Raw genomic sequence first — 15,857 nt, 5'->3', positions numbered from 1 at the left:
CATTTACTGATTCGCTTAGATACTGATGCTATTTGTTGTTTTATTATTGAAACTATCAGAATCATTAAAAGCAATCGTCATTTTTCCAATATACTTTTTTAAAGTTATTTTCTGATACCTAAAAGACTTATCTTAATGAATGATGGAAAATAAGCTTTTTCTATCTACTCACTTATACTAACAGGAATCGTTGTTTCCGTTTCCTGTGTCTTTGCGGCTTCGTTTTTTACTTGCTGCTTTTCCAATATTTTGAAAAATGGCATATAAATAAAATATGAGATAGCAATTGATACAACAGACCAAACAGCTGCTCCAATACTACCATTAGTAGCTAAATAAGGACCAATAATAGGAGGAATAGTCCATGGAACTTGAATAACAATCGGTCCTACTATACCAATATTCATTAGGATATACGTACCGATACATAGGACCATAGGCGTTGCTATAAAGGGAATAAGCATTACAGGATTCATCACAATAGGCAAACCAAAAATAACCGGTTCATTGATACAAAAAATAGCTGACGGCAATGATAATCGTCCAATCGACTTATACATCTTACTTCTGGAATGGAGCATATTTAACACTAGACCTAGTGTTGCTCCAGTTCCGCCTAAACACATAAAGACAATCCAAAATCCATCGGCAAAAACATGAGGAACTTCTACACCACTTTGAAAAGCTGCCGTATTATCAGCAAGATAACTTAGGAAAACAGGGGTCGCAATTCCAGACAAAACATTGTCTCCGTGGATTCCACATATCCATAGCAAACAAACGAGAAGTGTGTATAGCAGCATGCCTGGGAGTGTTCCCATCCCTTGCATTAAAGGTTGGAAAACAATAGTAATGATTTCATTGATATCAACCCCTAATAAAGTTCTGACGATCCATATAACGGTCAGAATAAATGCTCCTGGGATTAACGTTGCAAAAGAAGTTGCTACAGTGGGCGGCACACCTTCTGGCATTTTTATTACAATATTATGAGTGACAAACCATTTAAAAGCATGAGTGACAAATACCCCAACAATGATCGCGGTAAACATACCACTAGCACCAAAATTAGCCAAATTTATCGTCCAGTCATCGTTTAATGTTGCTAGAAGAAAGCCGATAGTTGTGAGCATCGAATTAGAAATAGCATCAACACCAAACTCTTTTCCTAAATGATAGCCTATGCCAATTGCAGATATCAGTCCAAGGATTCCGAACGTAACATTGACTGGTGCATTCAACTGCGGCCCCCAATTTGACACAAAATCCATCCATGACTGTATTGGAAAGTTACCAATGATTAGGAAGATACTTCCAACAATAGTAAAAGGAATCGTCATGGAAATCCCATTTCTTATAGCAACTAAGTGTTTACTATTGCCTATTTTCAGCAATATAGGCAATACCTTGTTCTCAATGACCTGCATCGTTTTTCCTCCTTTTAGTTCACGACTTCCTTATCAACCACCAACACAGGATCTTTGTGCAACCATAGAGAAGTAACTGGACACTCTTTTGTAATCGTACCGCTTAGAAATTGTTGTATCGCAGATTTCTTTTTTGCTCCACTAGCTTGTACGATCATTGTTCCAGATTGTAATAATTGTCCTATCCCTAACGTAATTCCTTTCGTACGATCAACTTTCTCGTCTGAAAAATATTTTTTCCCAACACTTTGGGTTGATTCGTCTAAGTTCACTATATGAGCTTTATCTTCGAAGGACGAACCAGGCTCATTAAAACCTAAGTGACCATTTACTCCAACCCCAAGCAAACTCAGTGTTAATCCTCCATTCTCCTCGATAAATTTATCAGCTTTTTTGCATTCCTCATTTAAATCATCGGCTAAAGGATCAAATGTGTGAAGTTGCTTTAGGTCAATAGGAACCCGATTGAATAAGTTTCTTTTCAAATAGGATATACAACTGCCTTCATTTTTCGGATCGATTCCAACCCATTCATCTAGTTCAATAAACTTTGCCTGGGATAAATCTATTTCTTTATTGATTGCTGCTTCTGCAATGATGTTAAGCGTTCCTACGGGTGTATCACCACCTGCAAAGCAATATAACCCATTTGGCTTTTCTTTCAAGACATCTAAAATGAGTTTTGCACAGATCTTACTGACTTCCTGGTAATTTGCCTCAACATAGTATTTTATATTCATTGTCATTCTCCTTTAAAAAAATTCGGCAGATATTCTTTGTGTGCCAAAAGCATTTCATCAAGTAGTTGCTTTGCTGTCCTATCACTTGGAACTAAGGGATTGATCGTCATCGCTAATAAAGCAGTGTTATAGTCTCCCGTAACAGCTGCTTGGGCCGCTATACGTTCAAAAGACTTAATTTGTTGAACTAGCCCTTTGATAGGAATAGGTAATTCACCTGTAGTCAAAGGGATCGGTCCTTGTTTTGTAATCAAACAATTTACTTCAACCGCTGAATCACAATCGATATCACTGATGGCTCCATTATTTCTTGTATTGACCGTTTGAATATCACGTTTGTCATTATAGATGGAATTAATTAAATTACATGCTGCTTCACTATAATAAGCGCCCCCACGTTCTGATAATTGAGGTGGTTTGATTGCTAGATGTTCATCTTTATAAAGTTCAAACAATTCATGTTCGATTTTCTGCACAACTTCTGCACGAGTTCCTTCTTTTTCTGCTGATTGTTTTTGCTCAGACAACATAGTGGCTGTTTGATAGTAATACCTTAAATAGCCGATGGGAATCATGCCAAGTGTTCGGAAAAAATCTGGTTCCCATTCTAAATCAGCAATATTTTTCAGACCAACTGCATCACCAGCATCTTGCGTCATCAATGTAAGTACTTTTTGGGTCACATCAATCCCTTTATGATAAATCTTTTTCGCAAAAACCATATGATTTAGTCCAGTAAATTCAACATATAATTCTTCTTTGGGTACTTTTAATGTTTCTGCAATGCCACGTTCTATTCCAATTGGTCCATTACACAAACCTACTACTCTACGCATATTGCTATGGCGTAAGACAGCTTCTGTCACCATGCCAGCTGGATTAGTAAAGTTGATCAGCCATGCTTCTGGGCAAAGACGCTCCATGTCTTTCACTATTTCTAAGATAACGGGAATCGTGCGTAATCCTTTAAAAAGCCCTCCTGGACCATTCGTTTCTTGTCCAATCGTGTCATATGTTAAAGGGATTCTCTCGTCTTTCGCTCGCGCTTCCAAAAGACCTACACGAAATTGGGTCGTAACGAAGTCCGCATCCTTTAATGCCGCTTCACGATCAAGAGTCATATAAATTTTCATTGGAAGTTCCGCTTTTTTTACCATACGTTTAGCAAGTTCCCCAACAATTTCTAATTTCTCTCTTCCTTGTTCAATATCCACAAGCCATAATTCTGAAATCGGTAATTCAGCATATCGTTTAATAAATCCTTCTATCAATTCTGGTGTATAACTTGATCCACCGCCAATTGTTGCAATTTTTATTCCTTTATCCATCCTGAAACACTCCTTTAACTTAACTACATGGTCAGTATAGATTATTTTTATCTCCATAAATACCGCCTTTAAGTAAACGGTTACAAAAGCAAAAGATTGACACCGGTTACAATCCTGTTACAATTTGTAACAGGAGGGGATTACTATGTTGTTTCTTGACTATCAACCAGACTTAAATGAAACGGATATTGAAGTATATAAAGCAATAATTTCAGACGTAAATGCAGTTGCTTCCATGAGTATTCGTGAATTAGCTGAGAAAAGTCATACGAGTACTGCCAGCGTACTACGCTTTTGTAAAAAATTTCGCTGTACCGGTTTTTCTGAATTTAAAATTTACCTCAGTGCGTATCTCGAATCTCTTAAAGAAGAAAAAGAGGTAAAAACACTTGATTTTGAGAGTGAACTCTTGAATTTTTTAGCACGGACACAAGACAAATTCTTTGAAGATAAATTTGATGAGGCAGTTCACTTATTGATGGAAAAAGAGCTGATTATTTTTATTGGCGTAGGCTCCTCAAATGTTGTTGCTGAATATGGTTCTCTTTATTTCTCGTCACTATTTAACATGGCGATTCGCATTGAAGATCCTAGTAATTACCCTATTAATTACCTATCCACTGAGTTAGCAAAAAAAATGTGTATCGTCGCTTTATCCGTTTCGGGCGAGACCACAGAAATCATTCAATATTTAAATCATTTGAATCTATCAGAAAGCTCAGTAATAGGAATTACCAGCAGCTCTAATTCAACACTTTCTAAATTAGCTGATATTGCAATAACCTATAATATTTCGCTAGAAAAAATTAATGAAGCTGATATTACAACACAGATACCGGCAATGTACATTATTGAAAAGTTAGCGAAAACCGTGAGAAATAGAATGGAAACTCAATAGATTTGTAAAAAAAAATTCTTCAGGTAATTCTTTCCCTCTATTCACAAGTTCACCGATCGATATTCCCACAAAAAAAAGAGACTCACATGTATCTATGTGGTCTCTTTTTGATATATAGATTTGTTCAATTTATTTGTTTCTCTTACCTTTGGTTTGAGAAGACTTCAAAAAATCTTGTGAAGTTTCCTCTTCTCAATCATTTGCCTCTTCATTCCCTATTGTTGAGGTAACTTTTTCATCGATACGTAAAAATGGTAAGTAGATAAAAACACTCACAGCAATGATCGCAATTTGCAAGACTGATGCTCGCCAATCGCCACCAGTTGCTAAAAATCCAGATATGACAGGAGGAGTGGTCCAAGGTATCTGCACGACAACATGATTGATTAAACCAACAGCTGTTGCAAAATATGCAACTGTTAGGGAAAAAATCGGCGCCAATACAAATGGAATAATCAAACTAATATTGAAAACAATTGGTAAACCAAAAATGATCGGTTCACTGATATTAAATAGTGCAGGAGTTACGGATAATTTTGCAAAGTCTTTGTAGTCTTTACGACGACTAAAGATAAAAATAGCAATTAGCAAAGCAATAGTATTTCCTGATCCTCCCATAACAGCAAACGTATCTTTAAATGCCATGTTTATGATATGTGGAATATCTTCCCTATTCGCATAAGCAGCCATATTCTCTTGCATATTTTGAATTAAGAACGGATCGAGAAGTGAACCTGATATCACTGCTTGATGAATTCCAAACCCGAAAAATAGATTTGCAATTGAGGTAATTAAGAGGAACCCTGGTAAACCTGTCGTTACCCTACTTAAAGGTCCAGTGATTAGAGTAGTAATCAACGAATTAACATCCATATTGAATAATTGATTGACAGCAAATGAACCAATTGCGAAGGTAGTCACGGTAATCATGATTGGAATAAGGACGTTAAATGACTTCAACACAGCTGGTGGGATATTTCCTGACAACTGAATTTGTAACTTTTTGTTATTTGATAACTTAATAAAGAGTTCCGTAGCAGCTAAGCCCACAAAAATTCCAACGAACATTCCTGACGCACCAGTATGAGTGACGGGAATAACCCCGCCTACCTCCAGCGCTTCTTGACTTCCTTCTGGTGTAAACATCGTCATCATAGGGGTGAGAACAATAAACGTTGAAATAGCGACTAGAACAGCAGCAATATGATTTGTATAATTTCTGCTAACACACATATGATAAGAAACTGCCGCAACAACTAATAGCGTCGTTATACTTAGCGTTCCATTACTGATGGAAGTCCCGATTTCTTGAATCGTCGTTAATGTTGCTGGATCAATGATATTTCCCATAAATCCTGTTGGCTCTAAAATAACATAGTTGATCAATGTAACAAATCCCGCCAACATCATAAAAGGCATAAAAGTGGCGAAAGCATCCCTTAGTGTTCGAAGATGAATCTGGTTCCCTAGCCTTGTGGCTATTATTCCGAACTTTTCAAAAATAGCATCTTTTTTACTCATAATCCCGATCAGTCTCCTTTTTTAGTTGTAAGCGATTGCTTATGGGATGATCATACACCAGCTTTTTAAAAAAGTAAATATCTTTATTTAAAATTATATATCTTTTTTAAAAATCAAAAAAAGACCAACGAAATTCGTTGGTCTTCACTTCTCAACAAAAACTGCTTCAAAAATAAAATCTTTGTATAAATGTCTCGAAAGAGAATATTCAAACGGTACACCAGATGACAATGACACCACTTTGTCTACCTCTATCATAAACTCGCCTGGTTTTACAGAAAGAATTTCCGCATCGAAGTCATTTGCCACATCACCTTTGATCCAAATATGGGAAGATTTAATCTCTAGACCAAGCTCATTTGTAATGTAGCCATATACAGAACGTTTCAAATGCTTTGGTTCTAACCCCGGTATAACAGAAAGTGGCATAAACGTTTGCTCAATAGAATACGGTTGTTCATCAATAAAACGACTTCTAATAATATTATAGACATACTCTTTTTGATTTATTTCTAAAATTTCTGCCACTTCATTCGATGGCAACTCAATTGAGAACGTATGGATTTCAGAAGTCACATGTTCTTCCCCTACTAAATCAAAAAGACCTTCATTTGGTCCAAACACTTTCGAATTATCAATTGGTCTGCGTAGAACTTCCGTTCCGAATCCACTACGTGTTCGTAAAACTCCCTCTGATACTAGCATATCAATACCTTTCTTCACAGTGAGCTTACTTGTTTGATACTCATGCGCAAGTTCATCGCCTGTAGGTAATTTTTCGCCGATTTGATAGGTTCCATTGGCAATTTTTTTCTTTACCTCCGTATAAACCTCCATATATTTTGGCTGTTTCTTCATAACTTACTCCCTCATACTCATCTCTATTACTTATACTTTAACATAAAAAATTGTCTTTTTACAGCTAAAAACATACCATCACGAAAAGATATATATTTTTAATAAAAAGTATTTATTTATACTAAAAGCAATGTTACACTATTAAAAACGAACAGGAGGAAACGATAATGTCAAGACAAACTCAGTTAACATTTCCAGATGACTTTTGGTGGGGCTCCGCTTGGTCAGCAGAACAATCTGAAGGGCGTGGAGAAACAGGAAAAGCAGAGACCGTATGGGATCGGTGGTTTCACGAAGAACCTCATCGTTTTTATAAACGAATTGGACCTAGTATTACGACAGACCATATCCATCGTTACCACGAAGATATTCAATTGATGAAACAAACGGGGCACAATTCATTTCGTGTGTCTATCTCATGGGCACGAATGTTTCCAAATGATGGGGTTGGTAAACCAAACGAGAAAGCGATAGCCTATTATCGAGATCTTTTTACCGAAATGAAAAATAATAATATCAAAGTTTTGGCGAATCTCTATCATTTTGATATGCCCGCAAAATTACAAGATAAAGGGGGATGGGAATCACGTGAAGTTGTTGATGCTTATGTAAATTTTGCTGATACCTGTTTTCTAGCGTTTGGCGACTTAGTTTATCATTGGTTCACCTTTAACGAACCTTTGGGGCCAATCTTGGGCTCTTATTTAGAAGATTTTCACTATCCAAATCTCATTGATTTTAAGCGTGGTGCTCAAGCAGCGTTCTTTACCATATTAGCTCATGCAAAAGCCATTCAAACTTTTAAAAAATACCAGCTATCTAGCAAAATCGGAGTAATTCTCAATTTGAGTCCGACTTTCCCAAGAAGCCAAAATTCAGCAGATAAAAAAGCAGCAGAAATTGCGGATCTTTTTTATACTCGTAGTTTCTTAGATCCCATGGTCAAAGGAGTATTTCCAGAAAAACTAGTCTCGTTGCTGGAGGAATATGACCAATTACCCGTTGATTTCAATGACACAGACCTAAAAATTATTGAAGAGAATACCGCACAGATACTTGGTCTAAACTACTATGAACCACGCCGTGTCAAAGCAAGAACTTCTGCCGTTAATCTAGAAAGTCCATTCTTACCAGAATGGTTCTTTGAACCGCATATTATGCCTGGCCGTCGAATGAATGAATATCGTGGATGGGAAATCTATGAAAAAGGAATTTATGATTTATGTATGGACATCAAAAATAACTACGGAAATATTGAATCCTTTATCTCAGAAAACGGTATGGGTGTTGCTAATGAAGAACGGTTCATGGATGAAAATGGACAGGTGATTGATGACTATCGCATTGAATTTATCCAAGACCATCTCGCCTATTTATGGAAAGCAATTCAAGATGGCTGTAATATAAAAGGATACCATCTATGGACATTCATTGATTGTTGGTCATGGATCAATGCATATAAAAACCGCTACGGCTTAGTTTCTTTAGATTTAGCCACACAGAAACGTACAATAAAGAAAAGCGGCTTGTTTTACAAGGAACTAAGTAAGCAAAACGGTTTTTCCTACGATCTCGAGCGACTGGTAGATTAGCATTCACGAATATGATCGATAGTGATCTGTATAGAAGAAACCTGTTGCCACAACTCCTCTTTCGCACCTTTTAAGAAGGCGACAGGGTTTTGTTAGTAAAAAAATAACCGTTTCCCTGCTAAAGTCGACGGTTATTTTTTTGTCATTTTTCACTGTGGCTAGGATACGAAAGAGCAGCATGGCAATAAATGTACCAGAATTTATCTGGAACTTATTAGCCGCTAGTTTCGATAATCATGCTTCCCTTTTCTTTAAACATTGCATTCGTTTTTAGATGTTCGAACACTTCTCCAAAATGACTACATCGAACACCTTATTCCAATTGAGAATAAGGTTTTGCCTATGTCGCTTATCGATTTTGTTTGAAAATATCCTTGTTAAAGTTGAAAAATCACTCTCTTCTTGCTATACTAACTATGTAAAGAGGAGTTGTGGCCACAACCCCTCTGCAGCGCCATTTAAGACGGCGACAGGTTTATTAACTTAAAAAATAACCGTTTTCCTGCTAAAGTTGACGGTTATTTTTTTTTGTCATTTTTCACTGCGGCTAGGATACCAAAGATCAGCATGGCGGTAAATGTACCAAAACTGATCATTAGCCCGATTGCTTCCGCTGTGGACAAAAAGGCTTCTCCTTTCTGAAGAGTTAGTACTTACATTCATAAGCACCACCACCTTTCAAAGATAGCCACCGTCACAAACTTTACTGCAGTCAAATGGTACCATACTTCCATCAATAAAACTTTCAAATGCCAAGGATTTATCATTATTTTTTCACGGCGCATGGTCCATCTGCTGTGATTCATTCCATAAATTCGTCAAAATAACCCGCTGTTCTCTCTTCAAGCCTGATCCACTCTTTTCCGACCTTCTCCAGCCCCTTTTCTCAGTCCCAACCAAGTGTCTTCCATCAAGAAAAATAGTCAAAAGTCAATATCATTCTATTCACCAAAAACCACTTTTGTTATAGTAACAAAAAGGAGAATGCAGATGAGAAATGAACGAAAAATCATTCAAGATAGCACCCTTGGTGTAGAAGCTTTATTATTTAACGGCATCCAGCAGGAGTTTCCTAACCATTGGCACGAATATTATGTGATTGGCTTGATGGAAGCTGGGACGCGTCAATTCACCTGTCAAAATACCTGCTATATCGTTGAAGCAGGCGACTTGATTTTGATTCCACCAAAGGCTGCCCACCGCTGCCAGCAACTCACGGAGGAGAAGCTGGTTTACCGTAATATCCACTTAACCCCGGAGAACATGGCGGTACAAGTACAAAAAATTTTTAACACTCAATTGACGCCCCACTTTCCTGAACCGGTCATTCGCCAAGTGAAAGAAAAAGAGGAATTTCATGCAGTGCATCAGCTGCTGCTGTCGGATCGCGGTGATGAGTTTGAAAAGCAAGAACGCTTTACTTGTCTGCTTCACGACCTGCTTGTTCAGTATGCGGATTTCACCCACGAACAAACGGACCCGGTGTCAAATAAAGCCACAACGGCAAAAGCCTATATCGATCAACATTATGCCGAAAAATTGTCCTTGAGTGAATTAAGTGACGTTCTTGGAATGAATCAGTACGTCTTGATTCGGCAGTTTACCAAAGCGTATGGGCTGTCGCCGTTTCAATATTTAAGTACGGTGCGCATCAGTGCTGCCAAGAAAAGACTAGAAGCACAAGAAGCAATTGCAGAAGTCGCTTTTCTGACAGGTTTTAGTGACCAAAGTCATTTTACCCGTATCTTTAAAAGCTTGATTGGGGTCACCCCGAAAGCTTACCAAACAATTTACCAAGAAGATGGAGTGAGAACGTATGAATAACCAAGAAAAATGTGTCATGATTATCGATGAACAATTACCGATTGGCTTAGTTGCAAATACTGCAGCAATTTTAGGCGCAACCTTAGGCAAATTGTTTCCCGAAGGAATCGGAGAGGATATTTACGATTCCACAGGCAGAAAACACCTTGGCATTGTCAACTTTCCCATTCCTATCTTAAAAACGAACAAGGAACAGTTGCAGACCATTCGTGAATCGATCAGTCAACAAGCAGATCCAGAAGTAACCATCATTGATTTTTCCGACGTTGCTCAGACCACCAATTCTTATGAACAATACCGCCAGACGCTTGAGACGATTCCCACAGAAACACTGGCTTATTTTGGTCTTTGTTTAAAAGGCAAGAAAAAGAGTATCAATAAAGTCGCTGGCAGCTTACCGTTGTATCGGTAAAGCGCTAATAAGAAAACGGTCGTTTAAAACAAGTTGTCTTTTTGTCGGCCGAACAGTCTTCTTGCTATATACGTTTTTTATAAACAGTCCTATAAAAAAAACAAACACTTTTGAGGTGTTTGTTTTTTTGTAAGAGATTTTCTAGCATACATTTTCTTGCTCTTTGATTTTGACAAGATCAATTGAAAAATAAACTACTCTCCTTGATAAATATTCAGCCCCACTTCAGTATCTTCTACACAACTGTTCGCTGGTGCTTTAACAATCAGAAAAAGAAAGTAAAAGTCTCCCACACAAGAAGCGGCATGTGCGGCAGCAATCAAGGTAAAAAGAGATGCCGTCAACCAGCCAAATAAATAAAATAGAAAGAGACCCACAGAAATGCCAAGGAATGGCGCCAATAAAATGATGGCAAATTTCCCTTTTGAATAAAAGGAATGGGGACTCGTGGCATATGCTACGCCATTTTTGAACCCAAACTTTACCTTCCCTTTAGGGTCAAAAAGCTTGAAGAAGGCACCATGGATCAATTCATGAATAATGATGAGAATAAAATATGCAACCATTAAGATCAAAAGATCGAAAATAAACGAAGTTTCAGCATTTGACCCATGACCACCTAAGACAAAGAGTGTAAAGAACACATAGAAAAAAATAAAACTAGGAATCGCCGCGAGATTCAATCTCTTTATTGTTTTTTTATCATCCATCAAATTGATTTGTTTGAGTAATTTCATCGCTGTTCTCCTCTTCTTTTTGTCATTCTTCTTAGTACATGATTTCTATGAATTCCCTTCACCCAACCAATAAGAGCAGCAAACACAAAACCAGTGCCGTTAAAACGAAGAGGAAATTGATCATCTCTGGCGCACTTTCAAACCTTCTCTTTAATGGCGGAGGACGAAAACTTGGATTCATGCTTTTCGTTTGGTAGTCCACGCTGCTTGATAAAAAGCTGTCGGAAGGGATCATAAACACTAAAAGAACGCCATAAATAATGGAGGCAGGAATCAGGAGTGAGCATTTGGCTAGGTAGCCAATCAGTAGACTCACGATCAAAGGAATAGCTACGTACAAAACACTTTGGTACAGTATTCGTCGAATTGGTTTCATGGGGAAGTCTCCTTAGTCAGTAATCGTTACGCACAGGTACAAAATAATTTTATTTACTTATCAAATAAATATACCATTGCTTTTAAAGACTGTAAACACGCCAGAAAACCAAGTCGATGCTGCCAAGCGCGACTGCCCAATGCTTGGTGCAAAAAAAGAAGTGGTTTCTTCCCACTTCTTAAAAAGCACTCTACTTGTTTTTTCCCTTCAATTAACCTCTCAAGATAATCGGTAAACCGTTATACTTACCAGATTGCTTCCTCTCTTCCTTTTGAAAAAGCTACGACGCTGGACAAAGAAGCCTGCGAACCTTGTCTCTTTATTAAAACTTCTTCTGAAAAATATTCGTCTAAAAAAATCATACGACCTTGTCTTTCCTTTTGGTTTCCTACAACACCCGATCTACTTGAGAAAAGACTGCGAAACCTTCTTTAGAAAAGCAAACGTCTCAAGAAAAAATAATCGTGCGGTTTCTGCCCTTCCTTTTGGCTTCGTACAATGCTTGATCTGCTTGGTAAAAGGTTTCTGAAATGTCTAACACAGAGGCTGCTTCTGAAATCCCTGCCGAAAAGTAAAGGGTCAGTTGGGCGGTTTCTAATTTCAACTGTTCATTGCTTAAAAACAAATGGAATTCTTCAATAATTTTTTTCACAGCATCAGAAGTATTCTCTTTAAATAGGACTAAAAATTCTTCGCCGCCATATCGATAGACTTCGACTAAATGGGAAGGACTTTTCTGGTAGAGAAACGTCATCAGTTTTTCCGAAAAGAAGGATAGGGCTTGATTGCCGATTTGATGTCCATGGTGATCATTGATGCGCTTAAAATGATCTAAATCCATCATCACCACGACGAGCTGGTCCTTCTCAAGTAGCGCCAGCTTTGAAATATCCTCGTTCAGACTGCGGAAATTTTTCACCTTGGTCAACTCATCATAATTGCGTTCAATGATTTTTGTGTTAATTTTTTCCAGGAAATTTTTTTGATTCTGCAAATAATACTTCCATAAAGAAACGATCCCCACAGATCCAATGCCTAAAGACACTACATCCCAAACGCTAATTTCGCGGCGATAAAAAAGCAAGGCGTTGAGCATCGGCGAGACAACCGTAACGAAAATCGAAAATAGGTAAAATGCCGTGTGATTTGGTTGTCCATAAAATCTTTTCTTTAATAAGCCCGTAACGATTAAAATGATGTAATTTAATCCGATAATAAAGAGCATGGCTTCCCATTCAAATTTATTGATCAAAGCAAAAAAGGTCAGCAAAATGACGGGTACTAACCCAACCAGATAGATTTTTTCTTTGAGAATGCCAAAATAATAAATAAAGATTGGAATCGTATATTCATACGCAACATAACCGATACTGTTCAAAGAAAATGATATAATAAAGTAGACTTGCGAAATAAACAAAACAATACCAATAAGAATTTTAAACGACAGGCGTAAATTCAATTCTTTGAAGTTCTTGATAAACAAATCATACGAAATGAGCAAGCTCACGACTAACACAGAATAGATCGCAGCATAAATCAGATGGACAAACACACTACTCCTTCTTTCTTTCATAGATTTTTCTTTAAAATCGTTCGCCCATGATTTTGAAAGGCTCGATTCTTTAACGATGCAGCGCACGAAATAAGCTTTTTTCCTGCACTTCATGAAACCAAAAATAAAGCGACCCCAGAAAGGAGCAGAAACCAATGTCTGAGAAAATAGAACAAGAACTCTTATCGATATTTCCCCAATTATATTTTGATGCCCAGCCTATCTTTCAAATGAAAGCAGACAGTCAGAAAGTGATTGGCTACGAATTATTATTGAGAAGTACCGAAAGAAATAGGTTTCCCCTTTCCTTCTTCCAGCAAGTGATCAAATACAAAAAATTACATACTCGTTTACTGCAGTGGTATCGAAATGAAATTTTCAGCTTGCTTCATCCGAACGAAGAAACAAAAATCAGTCTCAATATCCACCCGCAACAACTCAGCTACCCAGAAACCTTTTTGATGTTAGCTGATTTAGCTCCCTACCATGATCGTATTTTGATCGAGATCACCGAAGACGATACAGAACCTTCTATCGCCTGTGATCCCAAGTCCTTTCTTATGAACAAAATCAACCAAATAAAAAAGATGCGCTTTTCTGTCGCATTGGATGATGTAGGGACAGGCATTCATTCACTGACAAATATTGCACCGATGCTGGATAAAATCGATGTGATCAAATTTTCGCCTATCTCGTTGCGAGTGCTGTCCCAAAAAGAGATTTTCTTTTTGATCGACTTCTGGCGAAATATAGCCAGCAATCGTAAAATCCAATTTATTGTCGAAGGGGTCGAAACCTCGGATATCCATGAGTACCTACTTGAAGAAGAGATTTTTCTTCAACAAGGGTTTTATTTGGACAAACCTGCCCCAGCTGATCAATTAAAGCGAAAAAAATAGCCATCGCGTCGTTTATTTTTCTCACTATACGCGATTAAAAATAAACGATTATTAAAAAAATGAACAGATGCCCTTCAAATATAACACAAATAATTTTATTTGCAGAATTTTTGCTGATTCGGCATCGTTTTAACGGTGATTTTCCTGAACTCAATTCAATCATTCCAACAGAGATTTTATCCAAACAGGGGAAGAAACGATAGGAACATTGCTTTACTCAATCCATCCCACACACAGAAATCAAAGAAAGCGAAACACTCTACAGGATACGTTCCAGTGGTGTTTCGCTTTCTTTTCATTTTAGATGTTTTTGTTCCATCTCATCTGCTGCTAACAGCTTTTGGTAATAGGCTTCATAAGAAGGACTTACTCGCCTCATAGCAGGAATAAATTTTTCATAATAACCACTTGATTGGTAAAAATGCTTCATCTGCTCTTCGATCTCTTTTAATGGTGAATCGAGATATGCAGGACTTGCTTTAAAAGCATGGTATGCTTGGATTGTCTCTTTATTGTTTTTGACAAAGTCACTGTAATTACTAAGACTTTGTTCTTTAAACACGCGCATTTCCTCTACTTGTTCTTTCGTAAACGAAGGCGTGTGTTCTTCCAAAAAAAGCGTCAATTCTTCTGATAAAACGAACGGATCTGTAGTATCCAAAAATTCCACGATTTCTTGAAAAGCTTGTTGCTGCTCCTTTGTTTCAATTGGTTCGTCTAAATAGCAAGAAAAGTGAAATCCAATCAAACGCCCGTAATTACTAGGAAACAATTCGAATAGCTTTGTCATGATCGTCTTTTTCTTGTCTAGGGATCCGATTTCTTCTGCCAGTTCCTCTATTGGTCTTCCATCAGCGAGCGCGTCCAAGAGCTGGATCGTTTCTTCTAATTTTCGGGCTGCTTGTTTCCTTTCCTGAATGATTTGTTTCAAATACTCTGGATGCGCGCAATATGCTTTGATTTCCGCAACGCTCAACCCTAGTTTTCGATATAAGCCAATCGTCTGCAACCGTATAACATCTGCTTCAGAGAAGGAACGGTAGCCATTTTCTAGAATTTTTGGGAAAAGTAAGCCTTGCTCACAATAATATAAAACAGCTTTTTTTGTCAGCTCTGCCCGTTTTGCCACTTCACTTATTCTCATTCTATTTCCCTCCTAAAACAAGAATAACCCCACCCCTAGGGGTAGAGTCAATGATTACTTAAATGAAATGGCTTATACGATTGCTTTGTGATTTTGCAGGATTGTTTGAAAAGCCCTTTGAGGCCTCTATTCCCTAAAGTTCACTCATTTTACTGTTCATCTCACATTGAAAACCAGAGAATGTTTCGCTTTTGTTCCTAGATTGTAACCACACAGCTCTTTTAGATAAAAGCGGTAATCATTTTCAACGATTCGAATGATCTCATTGTCGGAAAAATCGTCGAATCGCATCATTTCTGTGACTAAGACCAGTTTGGCGTCGATGCCCAAAATATCTGGGGTGATCGCCCAAAATGTTTCTGGTGAAATGGCTGCTACCAATTCATCAAGGAGGGCCAATTGCTTTTCAACATACGCCGCTAAAGCGCCATTGGCGCGGCGTGACTCCGCAAATTTCTTTTGAAATCCATCAAGGTATTCTGTTTTTGAAGTAAATACCGTCATGCTTTTTTACTCCTTTCTTTTAGGGGAACAAGCCCCGTTATTTTC

At 37.7% G+C, this 15,857-nt stretch carries 16 protein-coding genes; 5 read left to right on the top strand and 11 right to left on the bottom strand.

Annotation, left to right across the window (positions count from 1 at the left end):
* Nucleotides 1–164: 164 nt before the first annotated feature.
* From IGI76_RS02660 to IGI76_RS02650, 3 genes are read right to left on the bottom strand one after another with little or no spacing between them, the layout of a single operon-like run.
* On the bottom strand, nucleotides 165–1,427 hold the full coding sequence (locus IGI76_RS02660; protein WP_005227532.1) for a PTS sugar transporter subunit IIC: 1,263 nt from the start codon (nucleotides 1,425–1,427) through the stop codon (nucleotides 165–167).
* Nucleotides 1,428–1,441: 14 nt separating this feature from the next.
* Complete coding sequence (locus IGI76_RS02655; RefSeq protein WP_086294550.1) at nucleotides 1,442–2,167, bottom strand: glucosamine-6-phosphate deaminase; 726 nt, start codon at nucleotides 2,165–2,167, stop codon at nucleotides 1,442–1,444.
* A gap of 2 nt (nucleotides 2,168–2,169) precedes the next feature.
* The gene (locus IGI76_RS02650; RefSeq protein ID WP_074536597.1) at nucleotides 2,170–3,495 is read right to left on the bottom strand and encodes a 6-phospho-beta-glucosidase; all 1,326 of its coding nucleotides are present in this window, start codon (nucleotides 3,493–3,495) and stop codon (nucleotides 2,170–2,172) included.
* Nucleotides 3,496–3,640: 145 nt separating this feature from the next.
* On the opposite strand from IGI76_RS02650, the gene IGI76_RS02645 reads away from it, so the two are divergent.
* Nucleotides 3,641–4,393 carry a MurR/RpiR family transcriptional regulator gene (locus tag IGI76_RS02645; protein ID WP_005227526.1) on the top strand — a complete coding sequence of 251 codons (753 nt, stop codon included), beginning with the start codon at nucleotides 3,641–3,643 and terminating at the stop codon, nucleotides 4,391–4,393.
* A 192-nt stretch (nucleotides 4,394–4,585) separates the two neighbouring features.
* Here IGI76_RS02645 and IGI76_RS02640 read toward each other — a convergent pair whose 3' ends face one another.
* Together IGI76_RS02640 and IGI76_RS02635 are read right to left on the bottom strand one after the other, a co-directional pair.
* Complete coding sequence (locus IGI76_RS02640) at nucleotides 4,586–5,914, bottom strand: PTS sugar transporter subunit IIC (protein WP_005227522.1); 1,329 nt, start codon at nucleotides 5,912–5,914, stop codon at nucleotides 4,586–4,588.
* Between the two features lie 144 nt (nucleotides 5,915–6,058).
* On the bottom strand, nucleotides 6,059–6,772 hold the full coding sequence (locus tag IGI76_RS02635; RefSeq protein WP_005227520.1) for a GntR family transcriptional regulator: 714 nt from the start codon (nucleotides 6,770–6,772) through the stop codon (nucleotides 6,059–6,061).
* A gap of 167 nt (nucleotides 6,773–6,939) precedes the next feature.
* Between IGI76_RS02635 and IGI76_RS02630 the strand changes: the two genes are divergently transcribed.
* Nucleotides 6,940–8,364: a glycoside hydrolase family 1 protein gene (locus IGI76_RS02630; RefSeq protein ID WP_333718950.1), complete on the top strand. Its 1,425-nt coding sequence runs from the start codon at nucleotides 6,940–6,942 to the stop codon at nucleotides 8,362–8,364.
* A 518-nt stretch (nucleotides 8,365–8,882) separates the two neighbouring features.
* Here the strand turns inward: IGI76_RS02630 and IGI76_RS02625 are convergent.
* Nucleotides 8,883–8,987 carry a putative holin-like toxin gene (locus IGI76_RS02625; RefSeq protein WP_017144486.1) on the bottom strand — a complete coding sequence of 35 codons (105 nt, stop codon included), beginning with the start codon at nucleotides 8,985–8,987 and terminating at the stop codon, nucleotides 8,883–8,885.
* 367 nt (nucleotides 8,988–9,354) lie between these two features.
* Between IGI76_RS02625 and IGI76_RS02620 the strand changes: the two genes are divergently transcribed.
* Entirely contained in the window at nucleotides 9,355–10,188 is an 834-nt protein-coding gene (locus tag IGI76_RS02620) for an AraC family transcriptional regulator (protein WP_087626882.1), read from the top strand.
* Nucleotides 10,181–10,600 (top strand): DUF2000 domain-containing protein, encoded by a 420-nt coding sequence (locus IGI76_RS02615; protein ID WP_005232083.1) that lies wholly within the window; start codon nucleotides 10,181–10,183, stop codon nucleotides 10,598–10,600. The genes IGI76_RS02620 and IGI76_RS02615 overlap by 8 nt, the downstream gene beginning before the upstream one ends.
* A 194-nt stretch (nucleotides 10,601–10,794) precedes the next feature.
* Here the strand turns inward: IGI76_RS02615 and IGI76_RS02610 are convergent, their stop codons facing one another.
* The 3 genes from IGI76_RS02610 to IGI76_RS02600 all read right to left on the bottom strand — a co-directional run bounded on the left by IGI76_RS02610 (nucleotide 10,795) and on the right by IGI76_RS02600 (nucleotide 13,286).
* Nucleotides 10,795–11,337 carry a DUF3267 domain-containing protein gene (locus tag IGI76_RS02610; RefSeq protein WP_015508960.1) on the bottom strand — a complete coding sequence of 181 codons (543 nt, stop codon included), beginning with the start codon at nucleotides 11,335–11,337 and terminating at the stop codon, nucleotides 10,795–10,797.
* Between the two features lie 58 nt (nucleotides 11,338–11,395).
* Nucleotides 11,396–11,713, bottom strand: coding sequence for a hypothetical protein (locus IGI76_RS02605; protein WP_086339094.1), 318 nt, complete (start codon nucleotides 11,711–11,713; stop codon nucleotides 11,396–11,398).
* A 448-nt stretch (nucleotides 11,714–12,161) separates the two neighbouring features.
* Entirely contained in the window at nucleotides 12,162–13,286 is a 1,125-nt protein-coding gene (locus IGI76_RS02600) for a GGDEF domain-containing protein (RefSeq protein ID WP_333718948.1), read from the bottom strand.
* 134 nt (nucleotides 13,287–13,420) lie between these two features.
* Between IGI76_RS02600 and IGI76_RS02595 the strand changes: the two genes are divergently transcribed.
* Entirely contained in the window at nucleotides 13,421–14,164 is a 744-nt protein-coding gene (locus IGI76_RS02595; protein ID WP_010748787.1) for an EAL domain-containing protein, read from the top strand.
* Between the two features lie 295 nt (nucleotides 14,165–14,459).
* Here the strand turns inward: IGI76_RS02595 and IGI76_RS02590 are convergent, their stop codons facing one another.
* Both IGI76_RS02590 and IGI76_RS02585 read right to left on the bottom strand, forming a co-directional pair.
* Nucleotides 14,460–15,308: a MerR family transcriptional regulator gene (locus IGI76_RS02590; RefSeq protein WP_121260051.1), complete on the bottom strand. Its 849-nt coding sequence runs from the start codon at nucleotides 15,306–15,308 to the stop codon at nucleotides 14,460–14,462.
* A gap of 156 nt (nucleotides 15,309–15,464) precedes the next feature.
* Nucleotides 15,465–15,812: a DUF7006 family protein gene (locus tag IGI76_RS02585; RefSeq protein WP_086294543.1), complete on the bottom strand. Its 348-nt coding sequence runs from the start codon at nucleotides 15,810–15,812 to the stop codon at nucleotides 15,465–15,467.
* Nucleotides 15,813–15,857 lie beyond the last annotated feature (45 nt).

This window comes from Enterococcus sp. DIV2449a (genome assembly GCF_051711225.1).
GTDB classification, from domain to species: domain Bacteria; phylum Bacillota; class Bacilli; order Lactobacillales; family Enterococcaceae; genus Enterococcus_D; species Enterococcus_D casseliflavus.
The sequence above is the reverse complement of the archived record's forward strand: the minus strand, read 5'-3'. Positions and strand labels throughout refer to the sequence as shown.

What these genes read in the sequence shown, in the direction of transcription:
- IGI76_RS02630 (WP_333718950.1), top strand. Translation starts at nt 6,940, where the DNA reads ATGTCAAGACAAACTCAGTTAACATTTCCAGATGACTTTTGGTGGGGC.
- IGI76_RS02585 (WP_086294543.1), bottom strand. Translation starts at nt 15,812, where the DNA reads ATGACGGTATTTACTTCAAAAACAGAATACCTTGATGGATTTCAAAAG.
- IGI76_RS02645 (WP_005227526.1), top strand. Translation starts at nt 3,641, where the DNA reads ATGTTGTTTCTTGACTATCAACCAGACTTAAATGAAACGGATATTGAA.
- IGI76_RS02615 (WP_005232083.1), top strand. Translation starts at nt 10,181, where the DNA reads ATGAATAACCAAGAAAAATGTGTCATGATTATCGATGAACAATTACCG.
- IGI76_RS02635 (WP_005227520.1), bottom strand. Translation starts at nt 6,772, where the DNA reads ATGAAGAAACAGCCAAAATATATGGAGGTTTATACGGAGGTAAAGAAA.
- IGI76_RS02595 (WP_010748787.1), top strand. Translation starts at nt 13,421, where the DNA reads ATGTCTGAGAAAATAGAACAAGAACTCTTATCGATATTTCCCCAATTA.
- IGI76_RS02660 (WP_005227532.1), bottom strand. Translation starts at nt 1,427, where the DNA reads ATGCAGGTCATTGAGAACAAGGTATTGCCTATATTGCTGAAAATAGGC.
- IGI76_RS02640 (WP_005227522.1), bottom strand. Translation starts at nt 5,914, where the DNA reads ATGAGTAAAAAAGATGCTATTTTTGAAAAGTTCGGAATAATAGCCACA.
- IGI76_RS02655 (WP_086294550.1), bottom strand. Translation starts at nt 2,167, where the DNA reads ATGAATATAAAATACTATGTTGAGGCAAATTACCAGGAAGTCAGTAAG.
- IGI76_RS02590 (WP_121260051.1), bottom strand. Translation starts at nt 15,308, where the DNA reads ATGAGAATAAGTGAAGTGGCAAAACGGGCAGAGCTGACAAAAAAAGCT.
- IGI76_RS02620 (WP_087626882.1), top strand. Translation starts at nt 9,355, where the DNA reads ATGAGAAATGAACGAAAAATCATTCAAGATAGCACCCTTGGTGTAGAA.
- IGI76_RS02605 (WP_086339094.1), bottom strand. Translation starts at nt 11,713, where the DNA reads ATGAAACCAATTCGACGAATACTGTACCAAAGTGTTTTGTACGTAGCT.
- IGI76_RS02610 (WP_015508960.1), bottom strand. Translation starts at nt 11,337, where the DNA reads ATGAAATTACTCAAACAAATCAATTTGATGGATGATAAAAAAACAATA.
- IGI76_RS02650 (WP_074536597.1), bottom strand. Translation starts at nt 3,495, where the DNA reads ATGGATAAAGGAATAAAAATTGCAACAATTGGCGGTGGATCAAGTTAT.
- IGI76_RS02600 (WP_333718948.1), bottom strand. Translation starts at nt 13,286, where the DNA reads ATGAAAGAAAGAAGGAGTAGTGTGTTTGTCCATCTGATTTATGCTGCG.